This is a genomic window from Acidovorax sp. 210-6 (genome assembly GCF_010020825.1).
Lineage (GTDB): Bacteria > Pseudomonadota > Gammaproteobacteria > Burkholderiales > Burkholderiaceae_C > Simplicispira > Simplicispira sedimenti.
This window is the reverse complement of the sequence record NZ_JAACJE010000001.1, coordinates 2560293-2576888: the sequence shown is the minus strand read 5'-3', so window position 1 is coordinate 2576888 and position 16596 is coordinate 2560293. Positions and strand designations below refer to the sequence as shown.

Genomic DNA, 16596 nt, shown 5'->3' with positions numbered 1-16596 from the left:
CGCCTGTTTTATTTTTTGCTTGAAAGTTGGCGGGAGTGTGCATGGCTGCGGCGTGCGCTCCAAGAGATACGCCATGGGTGGACATCCTGTCAGGTGCGCAGGATACGAGCGGTGGACAACATGGTGAGCTGCGATTTGCAGGTGCCGGACCACAATCCGAACACTCTTCTTCGAATGGCCCCTGATTCCAAGCACCATGTCTCAAAACGCCCACACGCTACAGCTCTTTTTCGACAATCCCATCCAGCAAAAAAAGGCACAGTTGGTGTACCAGTACATCGCCGCTGGAAATACTGGACAAGCCCAGCGGTGGGCCCAGGAACTGGGGGTGGCCAGCCTGGACGACCTGTGGGACGAGGAGTGGTTCAACCCGCAGTTGGTGGCCAAACCTACCCATTTGCTGCTGTGTTTCGATACCGGCACCAGTGCCGGCTTGCCCCTGCGCGCCCTGGAATCTCTGTTTTCCCACGGCCTACGTGCGGCGGTGCTGGAGGTGTTTTACGACCAGGTTGGTGAAACCGAGCGGATGCACTTTGACCAGGGGCGATGGGTGGCGCGCAAGGCCTTTCTCGAAGCCCACTCCCAGTGGCTCACTGTGGTGGAGCCGATGGGCCCTCATAGCGATGGGGGCGCTGAGGCGGATGAACAGTCAGCACCCCATGGCTGCTCTCGTGACCCTGCCAAACCCGTGTCCGTGGCCAAGCTGCGCAGGGATGAGGCTGACCGCAGAAAGCAGGGCGAGGAGGCCGCGCAGGCCTTTATCGACTTGGCCCGCACCATGGGAAAAAGCGGCCAGTCGCCGGTGCAAGGCCTGATGGCCGTGCTGTTGCTGCGTGCGGGCCTCAAAGGACTGCTGCATGCCGTGGTGTTCACGGTGATCACCGTGCTGCTTTTCAAGGGCCTCTGGCTGTGGCTGGGGTTGGGCCTGGTGCTGGCCATCACGCTGCCGCTGTTCTATATGCAGCGCGAACACAAGGATCTGCAGGGTGACGCAGAGGACGGTGACGCTGCCGCCCAAGCTGCGACGGGTTGATGTCGACCCATGGTGGGCGAGACGGACAAACGACAACACCGGCAAACAACAATGAGGGGGATTGAACGATGCTGACAGCGATCGAATGGTGGGGTGGGGTGATCTTTGTGTTGGGTGCCATCACCTACCGACTGGTGATGGGGGCTCTTGACAAGAAGGAAGAGGGGATCGACTGGTACCGGTGGCAGATGCGGAGCTTCTTCGTGCTGCCTGCCCTGGTGCTGGCCGGGTACTTCTATTCCCTGGAGGGTACTGGGCTGCAGTACGCATACCTGGGGGCATTGGGCATCTCGCTGATGCTGGTGGCAGTGATGCTGGTGCAAGAGGTGACGGGCGAGGACGGTGAGGACGGTGAGGACGGGCTGGAGGCAGGGGCTGGAACTGGCGAACCGAGCACCGCCCAGGCGGACGAGCCCTCACCAGGCTGGTTGATGACGCTGCTGGGGGTTGTGGTGCTCTACAGTCCTGTGCTCACGGCCTGTGGCCTGGGCTGCACCAAGGCGTGGCCCATGGTGCAGGGCTTGTTGTAACTGCGCTGCTTTCCCCTTGTTTCTCATACATGGTTACAGACTCTTTTCCCGATCTGCTGGCGCTTTACATGCGGCGTATCCGAGCCAGTGCCTCGGGCGTAGCCACCGAGATCGGCCTGAGCCGTGAAGCGGTGAACAACTGGCGCAACGGCATCTCGGCGCCCAACCCCCGCTCGCGCGACAAGTTGGTGGCCTGCACCCGCTACCTGCGACTGACTGAAAGCGAGGCCAATCGGCTGCTCAGTGCCGCAGGGTTTGCGCCTGAGTTTCCGCTGCAGGCCGAGGCTGGTGGTGTGGCGCAACCCTTTGCAGCCTTCCTGGATCGCCTGTTTGCCCAGTTGGCGCAGGCCGTGCCGTACCCGATCTCGCTGCTGCTGTCGCCGGCCCACTGGGGGCAGCCACCCTTTCGGCAAGAACTGCTGCAGCGCGCACGGGTGCAGTACGGCGAGGGTGCGGTGCTGCACATCCAGCCGCCCTTCAGCGTGAGCACTGCGCAGGCAGAGTACTTTGCCGCCATCGGGCGCCAGTGTGGATTGGGTGAGGTGGCTTCGGACTATGAGTTTGAATCGGCGCTGGAGCGTCGCTTGCTGCAGGGAGATCGCATCTTCTGCCTGGTCAGCCGCTTCGAGCAGGGCACACCCGCGCTGCGTGAGACCCTGGCAGGCATCCTGCGCAGCCTGAGCGAGATGCACAGCGGCCGCCTGCACCTGCTGTTGTGTGGCGGCGAGGCATTGGCCGACCTCAAATACCGCGGCGGTGACCTCTCGCTGCTCAACATCGCTCAGGTCAACCATTGGCCCGATCCGTCTCTGGATGATCTGATGCAGCTGGCCCGCCAGCGCTGGCCGGAGCACCGCTGGGCCGTGCCGGTGGTGACTGCGCTGCAGACGCTCAGCGGGGGGCACCCGGCATTGTTCGAGGAAGGGCTTCAGTGGCTGGTGGACAGCCAGGGCCTGGATGGCGCTGGGAATGAGGCGCATGCATCGTCCAGCGCGCTGCGCACCCACCTGGCCAGCAGCCCGCGCCTGTGGCAGACCTTGTTGCCGCTGGCACAGGTCCCGGCCACCCGTGCGCGGCTGCGACAACTGCTGCAGGCCGATGACCTGGGCCGCGCGCGGCCCTACCTGCAGGATGACGAGCTGCGCCGCCTGTTTTGGGGCAACCTGATCCATGTGCGTGGCACGGGTGAGTCGGCGCGGCTGCATTGGCGCTGCAACACGGTGCGTGAAGCTGGTTTGATGGTGCTGGAATCATGTTCGAGCGACTGAGTCCCCTTCTGACCAGGCCGGTGGTGCGCGCGGTGGTCATCGCGGCGGTAGCCCTGTTTATAGCCAGCGCGATGTTCACCCCCCAGTTCAACCCGGCCACGCGCGGCAGGTTTCTTGCCGCCGTCAATGTGGGCCCCGTGTGGGGGGAGCTGGTGCAGTGGCGCATGGCAATGATCGAGGCAAGCAACGAGCTGGGGCATTGGCCAAGGGACATTCAGGCCTACGCGCCCCCCATTGCAAACCCGCAACTGCGTGTCACCTCTCCGCGCCCCCATGTCTTGCAGGCAGACATTGCCGACAACCCGGAGCTGGGCAAGCTGGCTGGCACACAGGTGCTGGTGGAGCTCAAACCCGGCACCCACACCTGGAGCTGCCGCCCTGGCAAACCGCCCATCCCGTCAGGCTATCTGCCCATCAACTGCCTAGAGGGCAGTAGCGACGATTTTTCACTCGGTGCGACGCCAGTCACCCACACCGATGCCGACCCGTTTGGCTGGTTGCGTTCGCTCATCGTGTGGTGCGCGTTGATCTTCGCTGTGGGCGCCGTGGTGTGGGTGCTGCGCCACCCGTTGATCGGCGCGGGCCAGCTGCGCCCCGCACGGCTGCGCCGCACGCCTTTGGCACGCCTACCGCAGATGGATCGGCTGCTGCGCTGGCTGCGGCGCCTGGAGGCCACCTTGTTGGCTGCCGACATCCGCATGGTGGACTGGCGCCGTGCCGTGCTGTGCGCGCAGGCCACAGGTGAAGAGCGCGCCCAGGCTCTGGCCCGAGCGATGGCCGAGCGTGTTTCGGCCCGCTGCCAGCCCAGCACCGACTGGGCGCTGCCCGGCCAGGTGTTCGAGTGGCAGTTCCGGCCCGACCTGCCCGTGTCGCTGGACCGCTGCCTGGTCTTCGTGCCCGCGCCGGACATGGACGAGGCTACCGTGCTGCGCCAGTTGCGCGCCGCGCAGACCGGCAGCGACGTGCTGCTGATCCTGAGTGAGCACAGCGTGGACGCTCCCCAGCCCCTGTTGCAGGCCCACGCCGAGGACCGTGCCAATCTGCACGTGATGGTGGACAGTGCCAGTCAGACCGAGTGGTTGGTCGGCGGCGAAGCCCTGCAGGTGCTGCTGCGCCTGCTGGCCGCGCAGCTGCGCATCACCCGCATCTCGCCGTACCAGACGCGTGGCGGTGTGACGCGCGAAGGCGCCTTTTTTGGCCGCGCGCAGTTGCTGGCCCGCGTCATCAACCGTGAGCCCACCAATTACCTGGTTGTGGGTGGGCGCCAACTGGGCAAGAGCAGTCTGCTCAAGGCAGTGCAACGCCGCATGCAGGGCCACCCGCACACCGTGTGCCACTACGTCTCGCTGCGCGACCACCGCCTGGCGCCGCGCATGGCGCTGCAGTTTGGCCTGGCGGCCGATACGCCGCTGGAGGCCATCGTGGACCACCTGCAGGCGCAGTACCAGGGCAAGCGCTTGGTATTGCTGATCGACGAGGCCGATCTGTTCTTTCGCGACGAGTCGAGCCATGGCTACCCGCAGCTTTCGGCCCTTCGCGCACTCAGCGAAGAGGGGCGCTGCTGGTTCATGCTGGCAGGCTTCTGGGATTTGTATGCCACGGCTGTGCTCGACTACCAAAGCCCGCTGCGCAACTTTGGCGAGGTGCTGGCCATTGGGGGCCTGGAGCACGCCGCCTGCCGCGAACTGGCCACCGAGCCGCTGCGCAAACTCCGCCTGGGCTTTGACAATGAGCGCCTGGTGGATCGGCTGGTGGAAGCCAGCGGCCAGCGAGCGAATCTGGTTGCCATCCTGTGCCAGGAATGTCTGGAGGCCTTGGCGCCTGCGGAGCGCGTGATCGAAAAGCGCCATCTGGACCAGGCCCTGGCCTCGCAGGCCGTGCAGGACGCCCTGGCTGGCTGGGGGCGCCTGAGCCACGACGAAGCGGCCTGCCGCCTCGATCGCATCGTGGTCTATCAGACTGCGCAGGCGGGCGGTGTGAGCCTGGTGGCCCTGGCCCAACTGCTGCAGAGCCACGGCATTGCGGGTGATCCCCAGGCCCTGCGCCAATCGCTGGCGCGTCTGCAACTGGCCTATGTGCTGCGCAAGCAGGACGCCGAATACCGCTTTGCCATCCCGCTGCTGCAAGACCAGTTCGAGCCAGCCGAGGTGGAACTGCTGCTGCACCAGGAGCTGGCGGTGTTGGCGCGCAGTTAGCCAACTCAAGCATTCCCCTTCTTTTACTTGAACCATGGCCACTTACTCCTCAGTCACCATGGACGACAACATTGGTTTCGACGCCCTTATTGCCGAACTGGATCGTCTGGTGCGCGCTGCTGATCGACGGGCGCTTCTCGGGCGGCACGTTCTGCCTGTCGATCGGCCACTGCGCGCCCGAGGCTGCTGCGGAAGGCGCCATAGGCCTCATGCGCAACGGCGACCGCATCCGCATTCAGGAGGCTGCGTGCTGTACCACTGTGCGATTCAGTTGCGTGACTGAACCCAGTTTTCCACCTGCAGGGCAGGGACGCGGGCAAACTCGCCGACGTTGTTGGTCACCACAATGAGCCCCTCGCTGCGCGCATGGGCGGCGATGTGCAGATTGTTGACGCCAATCGGCTGCCCGGTCTTCTCCAGGCCCGCACGAATGGCGCCATAGTGCTGCGCAGCCTTGGCGCCATACGGCAGAACCTCCAGACGGCTGCAAAAGTCTTCAATGGCGACCAGGTTGTCGCTCACCCGTGTGCTTTTTTCCGCACCGTGGAACAGTTCCGACAGCGTGATTGCCGAAATCGCCATGCGGCTGGCGTTTTCGTTGAAGAGCGAGAGTACCTCGATGGGGCGCCGCTTCAACACGTAGATGACGATGTTCGTATCGAGCAGGTAGCGCAGCATCAGAGAGGCTCCCGCTCACCGAGGGGCTGCGGGGTGCGCTCTGGCAAAAAATCTTCACTGACCGCTGGGCCACCCAGAAAAAAGCTGTCCCACGTCTGGCCCACGGGCGAGATGATGCGTTCATTCCCCCTGGCACGCACTTCCACCTTGCGCACGCCCTCCGGCAGGCGCAACTCGACGGGTAAGCGCACGGCTTGCGTGCGGTTGTTGATAAAGACGGAGCTGATGGCCATGACAATCCTTTCTGGATGTATATGGCGTTGGTGGTGGTCAAGCCAAGCGGTCCGAAAAGCAGTACAAAAACCATAGCTGCTCGCGCTTGCTGGATAAGCGCTGGAGGCCAATTTGATTCAAAAAATGCGGGATAGCTGCCGTGGGCGGCAACCCAGCGCTCCATGCCGGGCACAATACCGACCACCATGCTGACCTACCCCCATATCGACCCCGTCGCGCTGCAACTTGGCCCGGTGGCCATCCACTGGTACGGGCTGACCTACCTGGCTGCGTTTGGTCTGTTCATGCTCCTGGGCCTGCGGCGCCTGCGGCATGAGCCGTTTGCGTCGCTCACTGGCCCTGCGGCCTGGACGCGCAAGGACGTGGAGGACATCCTTTTTCTGGGTGTGGTGGGTGTGATTGTGGGCGGGCGTCTGGGCTACTGCCTGTTCTACAAGCCGGGCTACTACGCCGCGCACCCGCTGGAGATCTTCGCCGTGTGGCAGGGCGGCATGAGCTTCCATGGGGGGCTGCTGGGCGTGATTGGCTCCTTCTTCTGGTTCGCGCGCACGCGCCAGCGGCCGTGGCTGCAGGTGGCCGATTTCGTGGCGCCCTGCGTGCCTACGGGGCTGGCAGCCGGGCGCGTGGGCAATTTCATCAACGGCGAGTTGTGGGGGCGCTTTGCCAGCCCCGACCTGCCCTGGGGCATGGTGTTTGCGCACAGCGGCTCGATGCAGCCACGCCACCCCTCGCAGGTGTACCAGTTCCTGCTCGAAGGGTTGTTGCTGTTCGTGCTGCTGTGGCTGTACGCGCGCAAGGAGCGGCGCCAGGGACAGGTGGCGGCGGCCTTCCTGTTCGGCTACGGCATCTTCCGTTTCATCGCCGAGTACTTCCGCGAGCCCGACAGCTACCTGGGTCTGCTGTCGCTGGGCATGAGCATGGGGCAATGGCTGTGTCTGCCCATGATCGTTGGGGGTGTGGGGCTCTGGCTCTGGAGCGCACGCCGGGCCTGATTCACGAGGCCCTGGTGTCTTCGCGGTACAGGGCTTCGATTTCTTCGGCGTACTGGCGCTGCACCACGTTGCGCCGGATTTTCTGTGTGGGCGTGAGGCAGCCGTTGTCGATGGTGAAGGCGCTCTCCAGCACCGAGAACTTGCGCACATGCGCCACACGCGCCTGGCGGGCGTTGATGGCGTCAATGCCGCGCTGCAACTCTTCGTGCACGGCCGCACTGCGGGTCCAGTCGGCGGGGCCGCCGGGTAGCTGGAGTTGCCGGGCAAACGCCTGCAGCACATCGGGCTTGAGCGTGAGCAGCACGCTGAGGTAGTGGCGCGAGTCGCCGATGACCACAGCGTGTTCCACCAGCGGCAGGTTCATCAGGTCGGCCTCGATGTTGCCGGGCGAGATGTTCTTGCCGCCCGAGGTGATGAGCAGGTCCTTCTTGCGGCCGGTCACGTAGATGAAGCCGTCCTCGTCAATGCGGCCCAGGTCGCCGCTGTGCAGCCAGCCGTCCTGCAAGGTCTCGGCGGTTGCCTCGGGGCGGCCGCGATAGCCCCGGAACACGTTCGGGCCCTTGACGAGAATCTCGCCGTCGTCGGCAATGCGCACCTGCATGCCGGGCAGGGTCTTGCCCGCCGCGCCCAGGCGGATGAAGCCGGGCAGGCTGATGGCGGTGGGGCCGCAGTCCTCGGACTGGCCGTACACCTCGCCGATCAGCAGGCCCAGGCCGGTGAAGAACTCCAGGTTTTCCACGGCAATAGGCGCCGCGCCAGAGATGAGGATGCGCGCCTGGTCAAAGCCCAGCGCCGCCTGCACTTTGCTGTGCACCAGCCGGTGGGCGATGGTGTTTTTCAAGTTCAGCAGCGTGCCGGGCTCGCGTCCCTGCAGGGCTTCGGCGTGCCAGGCTCGCCCGGTGCGCAGCGCCCAGCGCGCCAGCCGCGCCTTGACGCCTGTGGCGCCCGCCAGCTTGGTGGCGATGGCGGCCTGCATCTTCTCCCACACGCGCGGCACGCCGAAGAACACTGTGGGGTGCACCTCCTGCAGGTGCTCGCCCAGGCTTTCCAGCGAGCGCGCGAAGTAGAGCTGGTAGCCCGCCAGCGCATGGTTGCAGATGGATCCATGCTGCTCGGCGATGTGCGCCAGCGGCAGGTAGGAGATCAGCCGGTCCTGCGGGCCCACCTGGAAAGCGGCCGACAGCGCCGCCGAGGTCCAGCTCAGGTTGGCGTGCGTCAGCTCCACGGCCTTGGGGTGGCCTGTGGTGCCCGAGGTGTAGATCAGCGTGCCGATGTCCTCCTCGCGGATGGCGTCCATACGGCGCTGCACCTCGGCATCGTGCTCCATGCCGCCCAGCGCCAGGAACCGCTCCCAGGCCATGGGCGCGGCCACGCCCTCGGGCACCTGCGGCTGGGCATCGCCCGGCGCCTGGCGCATGAGCACGGTGGCGCGCAGGCGGGCCAGCGCCTGGGGCTCTGCCGCTGCCTTGGCCCATTGCGTCTCGTTTTCCACCAGCAGCACGGCGCAGCCGCTGTGCTCGACGATGTAGGCAATCTCGTTGGCCGCGCTGCTCCAGTAGATGCCGGCCGCCATGGCGCCCACCATCATGGCGGCCAGGTCCATGGTGGTCCACTCGGGGCGGTTGAAGCCCAGGATGCATACCGCGTCGCCGGGTTGCACGCCCAGCGCCACCAGCGCGCGCGCGGCCTGGCGCACCTGCTGGGCGTATTCCTGCCAGGTGGTGGGCTGCCAGCCCTGCGCGTCGCGCACGAAATAGGCGGGCGCCTGCGGCTGGCGCTGGCTGGTGGCCATGAAGCGGGCCGGAATGCTCTGGAAGCGCTGGTCGCTCGCGGCCAGCGGCCCGCTCTGCGCTAGGGAGGTTGGCATGCTCTTGTCTCCATTTTTTTGGGGGATGGCCTGCACGTGGAGTGCAGGCGGCGCGCCGGCCCCTCTGGCGGGGGCCTGTCGCGCACAGGCCGGGTGATGCTCAGGCCAAGCCCAGCATCTGGCGGGCCTCGGCGGTGGAAGCGATCGCGCGGCCCGCATTGCGCGCGCATTGGGCCAGCGCCTCGATCAGCACACCGTTGCCGCTGGCGCGGCTGCCGTCCGGCAGATAGAAGGTGTCTTCCAGGCCGGTGCGCAGCATGCCGCCGAGGTCGGCGGTCTTCTGGTGCACGGGCCAGATCTCCTGGCGGCCGATCAGCGTGGCCTGCCACACGGCGCCGGGGGCCATCCACTGCGGCAGCAGTTCCAGCAGCCGCGCGTCGCAGGGCATGCCCGAGGCCACGCCCATCACCAGGTTGTATTCGGGGCGGCCCATTGCGGGCTTGAGCATGCCGTTCCGGATGTACATGGTGACCGAGCGCACGATGCCCACGTCGAAGCACTCGAACTCGGGGTGTGTGCCGCATTCCTCCATCACGTCGAGAAGCTGCTGCACCTTGGCCACCGGGTTGTCGAACACCATGGGCGGCCAGGCCCAGGTGCCGTCTTCCTTGAGCTTGAGGTAGTTCAGGCTGCCCGCATTGCAGGCGGCGATTTCGGGTTTGACGCGGCGGATGCAGTCCAGCGGCCCGCTGATGTCCTTGCCGATCACGCCGGTCGTCAGGTTGATGATGACGCCCGGGCAGGCCGCCCGGATGGCGTCCACCACCTCCTGGGCCACGTCCGGGTCCCAGCTGGGCATGTGGCCCATGCCGGGCTCCTGCGCGCGGATGTGCACATGCATGATGCTCGCGCCCGCGTTGTAGGCGTCGCGCGCCTGCGCGGCCATCTGCGCGGGGGTGACGGGCACCGGGTGCTGCTGGGGGTTGGTCAGCACGCCGGTGAGGGCGCAGGTGAGGATGGCTTTTTCTTGCGTCATGCGGGGACCTCTTCGGTGATGTCGATTTCTGCGAGCACGCTGCCGGCGGCAACGCTGTCTTTGATCTGGGCGTGCAGGGCCGACACGGTGCCGCTGGCGCGGGCGTGCAGCCACATTTCCATCTTCATGGCCTCCACGCACAGCAAGGGCTGCCCGGCGCTGACTTGCTCGCCCACGGCCACGGCCACGGCGCACACCGTGCCCGCCACCGGGGAGCGCAGCTTGCGCGGGTCCAGGGCCGGGTCGCTCTGCGGGAAGGGCGACAGCTCAGCAAACTGGTGCACCGTGGCGCCCAGTGCTAGCGTGACCTGGCCACCCTGCATCTGGCACACGGCGCTGCGCTGCACGCCGCCCTGGCGCCAGGTCAGGCGTTCGTCCTGCCAGCGCACGGCGTCGAACGTGAAGCTGTCTGCGCCCGCCAGTTGCACCTGCACCTGCGCCCCGTGGGGACGCACGCGCACGGCGCGCTGTTCGCTGCCGCCCGCGAGCACCAGCGTGGTGCCCCAGGTGGCCACGCTGTCGGGGCGGCGGGCACCGCCTTCGCCAGCCGCCAGCGCGGCGGCCGCCAGGGCCCAGGCCAGCGCATCGGGCTGGGGGCGCTGCAGCAGGGGTTCGCCTGCCTGCTGCCACTGGTCGATCAGCGTGGTGTGCATGCGCGCCTCGCGGAAGGCCGGGTGGTCCAGCAGGTCGCGCAGAAAGCGCGCGTTGTGGCGCAGGCCCAGCAGCGGCGCGTCGTCCAGCGCCGCCATCAGGCGGCGGATGGCGTCGTTCCGATCGCGGCCATGGGCGATGAGCTTGGCCACCATGGGGTCGTAGTAGGGGGTGACTTCGCCGCCCTCGCGGATGCCGGCGTCGATGCGCACCTCGCCAAACGCAGCCTGGCCCCGGGCGCGGCCCGCCAGCGCCTGCTCGGGGCGCCAGTAGCGCACGGCGCCGGTTTGCGGCGCGAAGCCGTCGTAGGGGTCTTCGGCGTACAGGCGCACCTCGATGGCATGGCCGGACAGCATGATGTCCTCCTGCGCCAGCGGCAGCGGCTCGCCCGCGGCCACGCGCAACTGCCACTCCACCAGGTCCTGGCCGGTGATGCACTCGGTCACCGGGTGCTCGACCTGCAGGCGCGTGTTCATCTCCAGGAAGTAGTGGTGGTTCTGCGCATCGACGATGAACTCGACCGTGCCCGCGCCCCGGTAGCCCACGGCCAGCGCGGCGGCCACGGCGTCGGCCCCCATCTGCGCGCGCATTTGCGGCGAGACCACGGGGGAGGGCGCCTCCTCGATCACCTTCTGGCGGCGGCGCTGCGCCGTGCAGTCGCGTTCGCCCAGGTGCACGGCGTTGCCATGCGCGTCGGCGAAGACCTGGATCTCGATGTGGCGGCCGTTGTCGATCAGGCGCTCCAGCATCAGCGTGCCGTCGCCAAAGGCACTGGTGGCCTCGCGCCGCGCGCCCTCGATGGCGGCTTGCAACTCGCTGTCGTGCCGCACCAGGCGCATGCCGCGCCCGCCGCCGCCCGCCACGGCCTTGACCAGCAGCGGGTAGCCGAGCTTCTTCGCCTCGGCCACCAGCGTGGCGTCGGCCTGGTCTGCGCCCAGGTAACCGGGCGCGCAGGGCACGCCGGCGGCGATCATGCGCTGCTTGGCCAGGGCCTTGTCGCCCATGGCCTCGATGGCGCTGGGCGGCGGGCCGATGAAGACCACGCCCGCGTCCTCGCAGGCCTGGGCAAAGGCGGCGTTCTCGCTGAGGAAGCCGTAGCCGGGGTGCAGCGCATCGGCACCCGTCGCCTTGCAGGCGCCCAGGATGGCGTCGAACTGCAGGTAGGACTCGGCCGCTGGTGCGGGGCCGATGTGCACGGCTTCGTCGGCCAGCGCCACATGGGGGGCATCGCGGTCGGCGTCGCTGTACACGGCCACCGTGCGGTAGCCCAGCGCGCGGGCGGTGCGGATGACCCGGCAGGCTATTTCTCCGCGATTGGCGATCAGTATCTTGTTAAACATGCTGTGCCCCTTTCGCGGAGAAATCGCCTGCGTGCGCTGCGCGCACCACGCGATGTGGCTTCGCCGCTGCGCCGCTGCGCGGCTGGTCTCTGCGATTGGCGATCAGTATCTTGTTAAACATGTGGTGCCCCTTTCGCGGAGAAACCGCCTGCGTGCGCTGCGCGCACCACGCGATGTGGCTTCGCCGCTGCGCCGCTGCGCGGCTGGTCACCGCGATTGGCGATCAGGATCTTTGAAAAACTCATGCCGGAACCCAGTGTGGTTTGCGTTTCTGCAGGAATGCGCCGGTGCCTTCTTGCCCCTCGGGGCCCTGGGCGGCGCGGGAGAAGAGGGCGGCGGCCTCATCGACCAGCGCGGCAGGGGCGTTCCAGCGCGCCTTGGCCATCAGCGCCTTGGTGGCGGCCAGCGCACCAGGGGCGCAGGCCAGGATGTCGGCCAGCACGGCTTGCAGCGCGGCGTCCACGTCGGCGGTGGCCACTTGCTGGTGCACCAGGCCGATGCGCAGCGCCTGCGCCGCATCCAGCTTGCCGCCGGTCACCGCCAGGCGCTTGGCCTGTGAGTAGCCCAGGCGCTCGACCAGAAAGGGTGCGATCTGCGCGGGCACCACGCCCAGCGAGGTCTCGGGCAGGCGGAAGCTCGCCGTCTCGGTGGCGATGGCCACGTCGGCCACGCAGGCCAGGCCCAAGCCGCCGCCCATCACCGTGCCCTCCAGCACCGCCACCACGGCCAGTGGCGTGTCGGCAAAGGCGGCACACATGCGGCCGAAGGCGGCGTTGACTTCGGCAATGGGGTCGGTGCCTGCCGGGGCCTCCATGGCGCGCATGCGGGCCATGGCCATGTCCTTGAGGTCGCCCCCGGCGCAAAAATGCCCGCCTGCGCCGCGCAGCACCACCACGCGGGTGGGGTGGGCGCTGCCCACGCTGGCCTCGGCCTGCGCAAGGGCCTGGCGCAGCTCCTCTACCATGGCCAGCGACATGGCGTTGCGCACGTCGGGGCGGTTCAAGGTGATTTCGAGCACGGGGCCCGTATTCACGGCGCTAATAGCTATAAAACTCATAGCATCAATCCGCTTCAGCGCTTCTTGCCCGGCAAGGTGCCTTCCAACTTGCAGATGATGCCCAGCATGATTTCGTCCGCCCCACCGCCGATGGAGATCAGGCGGCTGTCGCGGTAGGCCTGGCTGATGGGGTTGTCCGCCGTGAAGCCCATGCCACCCCAGTACTGCAGGCAGGAGTCGGCCACCTCGCGGGACAGGCGCCCCGCCTTGAGCTTGGCCATGGAGGCGAGCTTGGTCACGTCCTTGCCCGCAACATACGACTCCACGGCGCGGTAGGTGAGGGCGCGCAGGGCTTCGACTTCGGTGCGCAGCTCCGCCAGGCGGAAGTGCACCACCTGGTTGTTCAGGAGGGGCTGGCCGAAGGTGTGGCGCTGGCGCGTGTATTCGATGGTCTGGTCGATCAGGTTGTCCAGCGACTGGAGGCTGCTGGCAGCGCCGTACAGGCGCTCTTCCTGGAACTGCAGCATCTGGAACATGAAGCCCGCGCCCTCCTGGCCGATGAGGTTGCGCTGTGGCACGCGCACGTTGTCGAAGAAGAGCTGCGCCGTGTCGCTCGAATGCATGCCGATCTTCTCGATCTTCTGGCGCGTCACGCCTGGGGCATCGAGCGGCACCATGATGAGCGACTTGTTCGAGTGCACCGGCCCCTCGCTGGTGTTGGCCAGCAGGCAGCACCAGTCGGCCTGCATACCGTTGGTGATCCACATCTTGGAGCCGTTGATGACGTAGTCGCCGCCATCCTTCTTGGCCGTGGTCTTGAGTGCGGCCACGTCCGAGCCACCGGTGACCTCGCTCACGCCGATGCAGCCCACCAGGTCGCCCGCGATGGAGGGTGCGAGGAATTCACGGCGCAGCTCGTCACTGCCAAAGCGCGCCAGCGCCGGGGTGCACATGTCGGTCTGCACGCCGATGGCCATGGGCACGCCACCCACGTTGCAGTCGCCCAGCGCCTCGGCCATGACCATGGAGTAGCTGAAGTCCAGCCCCATGCCGCCAAACTCGGTGGGGTACTTGATGCCCAGCAGGCCCAGGTCGCCCATTTTCTTGAAGAGCTGGTGCGCGGGGAAGATGCCGGCCTTCTCCCATTCGCGGGTGTGGGGGTTGATCTCGTTGGCGACGAATTTGCGCACCGTGTCGCGGATCTGCTCGTGCTCGGGGGTGAATTGCATGGTGTGGGCTCCGGATTCAAGAAAGGGGTTACATGCGGGCGATGCCGAAGGTGTTGGGGTGCAGCACGCGCGATCTGGCGTCGCGGGCCATGGCCAGGCATTGGGCGAGCACGTTGCGGGTTTCGCGTGGGTCGATGATTCCGTCGTCCCACAGGCGCGCGGTGCCGAACAGCACGTCGGATTCAAGGTCCAGGCGGCGCTTGAGCTGCTCGCTCATGGCCTTGATGCCGGCCTCGGCCTGCTCGCCCAGGGGCACGCCGGCGCGCTCCAGCTTGCCGCGGCTGATCATCTCCATGACCATGGCGGCCTGGGCGCCGCCCATGACGGCGGTGCGTGCGCTGGGCCAGCTGAAGATGAAGTCCGGGTCGAAGCCGCGACCGCACATGCCGTAGTTGCCCGCGCCGAACGAGCCACCCACCACGATGGTGAACTTGGGCACGCGCGCATTGGCCACGGCCTGGATCATCTTGCTGCCGTGCTTGATGGCGCCGGCGCGCTCGGCCGCCGTGCCCACCATGTAGCCCGTGGTGTTCTGCAGAAAGACCAGCGGCGTGCCGCTCTGGTCGCACAGCTGGATGAACTGCGCCGCCTTGACCGAGCCCGTGGGCTGGATGGGGCCGTTGTTGGCGATGAGGCCGACCCGGTGGCCATCGATGCGCGCATGGCCGCACACCGTGTCGCCGTCGAAGGCCGCCTTGAATTCGAGGAAGTGCGAGCCATCGACCACGCGCGCGATGATCTCGCGCGCGTCGTAGGGCTCGCGCTCGTCGGCCGGGACGATGCCCAGCAGCTCCTCGGCGTCGTACAGCGGCGCGCGCACGCTGGCGTCCTGGCCCGCAGCCTCGTCCCAGGGCAGGTGGTCCAGCAGGTCGCGGGCGATGGCGATGGCGTGCGCGTCGTTCTCGGCCAGGTACTCGCCCAGGCCGGTCACGCGGGCGTGCAGCTCGCTGCCGCCCAGTTCGTCGTCGGTGGTGTCCTCGCCAATGGCGGCCTTCACCAGGGGCGGGCCGGCCAGGTAGATGCTGGAGCGGTCCTTGACCAACACCACGTAGTCCGACAGGCCGGGCAGGTAGGCGCCACCGGCCGTGGACGAACCGTGCACCACGGCGATCTGCGGAATGCCCGCGGCCGACAGGCGCGCCTGGTTGGCGAAGCTGCGTCCGCCGTCCACAAAAATGTCGGCCTGGTACATCAGGTTGGCGCCGCCCGATTCGACCAGCGACACCAGCGGCAGCTTGTTCTGCAGCGCAATCGCCTGGGCGCGCAGGCCTTTTTTCAGGCCCATGGGCGCCACGGTGCCGCCCTTGACGGCGCTGTCGCTGGCCGAAATCAGCACGCGCTTGCCCGCCACCTGGCCGATGCCCACGATGGAGCCGCCGCCGAGCACGGACTTCTTGCCGTCGTCATCGTGCATCCCCAGGCCCGCCAGGGCGCTGAGTTCCAGGAAGCTGCTGCCCCGGTCGAGCAGGCGCGCCACGCGCTCGCGCGGCAGCAACTGGCCCTTCTTCTCGAACTTGTCCTGCTTGGAGGCGGATTCCGCCACCACCTGGCCCTGCAGGGCCTGCACCTGCGCCAGCCGTTCGGCCATGCGCTCGTGGTTGCGGCGGAAGGCGTCGGTGCGCGGGTCGATCTGGGAACGGATCTGCGTCATGGTTTGAGCACCTCGGGCGGCTGGGCGCGGTGGAAGCCCTCGAAAGGTTGGGAGCGTTGATGGTCCAGGCTGGGGAACACGGCGCTGCCCAGCGAGGCCGCGCCATCGATCTGCACCGTGATGCCGGTGATGAAGGCCGCGCCGGGGCTGAGCAGGAAGACGATGGCCGCGCTGATCTCGGCCTCGGTCGCCAGGCGGCGCAGCGGCACATGCTGGCGCAGTTGCGGGATCAGGGCCTTGACGGCGCCGCCATAGCTGTCCATGCCCGAGGAGGCCACCCAGCCCGGCGCCACGGCGTTCACGCGCACGCCGCTGCTGGCCCATTCGAAGGCGGCGCTCATGGTCAGGTTGCTCATGCCCGCGCGCGCCGCGCCCGAGTGGCCCATGCCGGGCATGCCGTTGCGGAAGTCCGCCGTCATGTTGACGATCGCGCCGCCGTGCTCCTGCATGCTTTGCAGGAACACCTCGCGCATCATCAGAAAGCCGCCCGTGAGGTTGTTGCTCACCACGGCCTCGAAGCCGCGCTTGCTGATGGCCTGCAGCGGCGCGGGAAACTGCCCGCCCGCGTTGTTGACCAGGCCGGCAATGGGGCCCACCTTGCCCACCATGGTGGCCACGGCGGCCTTGACGGCTTCCTCGTCGCGGATGTCGAAGGCGATGGTCTCGCACAGGCCGCCGTCGTCGCGGATTTCCTGCGCCACGCGGTCGAGCTTCTCCTGGGTGCGGCCGCTGATGACGACGCGCGCGCCCAGCGACGCCAGTTCGTGGGCCACGCAGCGGCCGATGCCGCTGCCGCCGCCGGTGACCCAGAGGGTGCGGCCGGCAAACAGGCCTGGACGGAAGACGCTGTCATAGCGCGCGGCCGGGGAGGCTGTGTTCTGAAGTGGAGGAGTGGGCTGGTTCATGGAGGGTTGAAACTGCTTGGGTGACGAATTAGATGTCAACATGACGTTAA

General features: G+C 67.3%; 14 protein-coding genes and 1 pseudogene. 6 read left to right on the top strand and 9 right to left on the bottom strand.

Annotation, left to right across the window (positions count from 1 at the left end; all coding sequences use genetic code 11):
• Nucleotides 1-196: 196 nt before the first annotated feature.
• The 5 genes and pseudogenes from GWK50_RS11880 to GWK50_RS19895 all read left to right on the top strand — a co-directional run.
• Nucleotides 197-1033, top strand: a complete 837-nt coding sequence (locus GWK50_RS11880; RefSeq protein WP_162016705.1) for a hypothetical protein — start codon at nt 197-199, stop codon at nt 1031-1033.
• Nucleotides 1034-1101: 68 nt separating this feature from the next.
• Nucleotides 1102-1563 carry a hypothetical protein gene (locus GWK50_RS11875; protein ID WP_162016704.1) on the top strand — a complete coding sequence of 154 codons (462 nt, stop codon included), beginning with the start codon at nt 1102-1104 and terminating at the stop codon, nt 1561-1563.
• A 29-nt stretch (nt 1564-1592) separates the two neighbouring features.
• On the top strand, nt 1593-2831 hold the full coding sequence (locus GWK50_RS11870) for a hypothetical protein (protein ID WP_162016703.1): 1239 nt from the start codon (nt 1593-1595) through the stop codon (nt 2829-2831).
• Nucleotides 2816-5026: an ATP-binding protein gene (locus tag GWK50_RS11865; RefSeq protein WP_162016702.1), complete on the top strand. Its 2211-nt coding sequence runs from the start codon at nt 2816-2818 to the stop codon at nt 5024-5026. The genes GWK50_RS11870 and GWK50_RS11865 overlap by 16 nt, the downstream gene beginning before the upstream one ends.
• Before the next feature lie 110 nt (nt 5027-5136).
• Nucleotides 5137-5262: pseudogene (locus tag GWK50_RS19895) on the top strand (dihydroxy-acid dehydratase); the annotation flags it as partial.
• Between the two features lie 31 nt (nt 5263-5293).
• On the opposite strand, the gene vapC reads toward GWK50_RS19895, so the two are convergent.
• Together vapC and vapB are read right to left on the bottom strand one after the other, a co-directional pair.
• Nucleotides 5294-5704, bottom strand: coding sequence for a tRNA(fMet)-specific endonuclease VapC (gene vapC / locus GWK50_RS11855; RefSeq protein ID WP_162016701.1), 411 nt, complete (start codon nt 5702-5704; stop codon nt 5294-5296).
• On the bottom strand, nt 5704-5937 hold the full coding sequence (gene vapB / locus GWK50_RS11850; RefSeq protein ID WP_162016700.1) for a type II toxin-antitoxin system VapB family antitoxin: 234 nt from the start codon (nt 5935-5937) through the stop codon (nt 5704-5706). The genes vapC and vapB overlap by 1 nt, the downstream gene beginning before the upstream one ends.
• A 186-nt stretch (nt 5938-6123) precedes the next feature.
• On the opposite strand from vapB, the gene lgt reads away from it, so the two are divergent.
• On the top strand, nt 6124-6930 hold the full coding sequence (gene lgt, locus GWK50_RS11845; RefSeq protein WP_162016699.1) for a prolipoprotein diacylglyceryl transferase: 807 nt from the start codon (nt 6124-6126) through the stop codon (nt 6928-6930).
• 1 nt (nt 6931) lies between these two features.
• Here lgt and GWK50_RS11840 read toward each other — a convergent pair whose 3' ends face one another.
• The 7 genes from GWK50_RS11840 to GWK50_RS11810 all read right to left on the bottom strand — a co-directional run bounded on the left by GWK50_RS11840 (nt 6932) and on the right by GWK50_RS11810 (nt 16546).
• Nucleotides 6932-8797 (bottom strand): long-chain fatty acid--CoA ligase, encoded by a 1866-nt coding sequence (locus GWK50_RS11840; RefSeq protein ID WP_162016698.1) that lies wholly within the window; start codon nt 8795-8797, stop codon nt 6932-6934.
• Between the two features lie 100 nt (nt 8798-8897).
• Nucleotides 8898-9773, bottom strand: coding sequence for a 3-keto-5-aminohexanoate cleavage protein (locus tag GWK50_RS11835; protein WP_162016697.1), 876 nt, complete (start codon nt 9771-9773; stop codon nt 8898-8900).
• Complete coding sequence (locus tag GWK50_RS11830) at nt 9770-11764, bottom strand: acetyl/propionyl/methylcrotonyl-CoA carboxylase subunit alpha (protein WP_162016696.1); 1995 nt, start codon at nt 11762-11764, stop codon at nt 9770-9772. The genes GWK50_RS11835 and GWK50_RS11830 overlap by 4 nt, the downstream gene beginning before the upstream one ends.
• A gap of 241 nt (nt 11765-12005) precedes the next feature.
• A complete protein-coding gene (locus tag GWK50_RS11825; RefSeq protein WP_242455364.1) occupies nt 12006-12797 on the bottom strand; it encodes an enoyl-CoA hydratase-related protein in 792 nt (263 codons plus the stop codon).
• A 38-nt stretch (nt 12798-12835) separates the two neighbouring features.
• Complete coding sequence (locus GWK50_RS11820; RefSeq protein WP_162016694.1) at nt 12836-13990, bottom strand: acyl-CoA dehydrogenase family protein; 1155 nt, start codon at nt 13988-13990, stop codon at nt 12836-12838.
• Between the two features lie 28 nt (nt 13991-14018).
• Complete coding sequence (locus GWK50_RS11815; RefSeq protein ID WP_162016693.1) at nt 14019-15641, bottom strand: carboxyl transferase domain-containing protein; 1623 nt, start codon at nt 15639-15641, stop codon at nt 14019-14021.
• Complete coding sequence (locus GWK50_RS11810) at nt 15638-16546, bottom strand: SDR family oxidoreductase (RefSeq protein WP_162016692.1); 909 nt, start codon at nt 16544-16546, stop codon at nt 15638-15640. The genes GWK50_RS11815 and GWK50_RS11810 overlap by 4 nt, the downstream gene beginning before the upstream one ends.
• Nucleotides 16547-16596 lie beyond the last annotated feature (50 nt).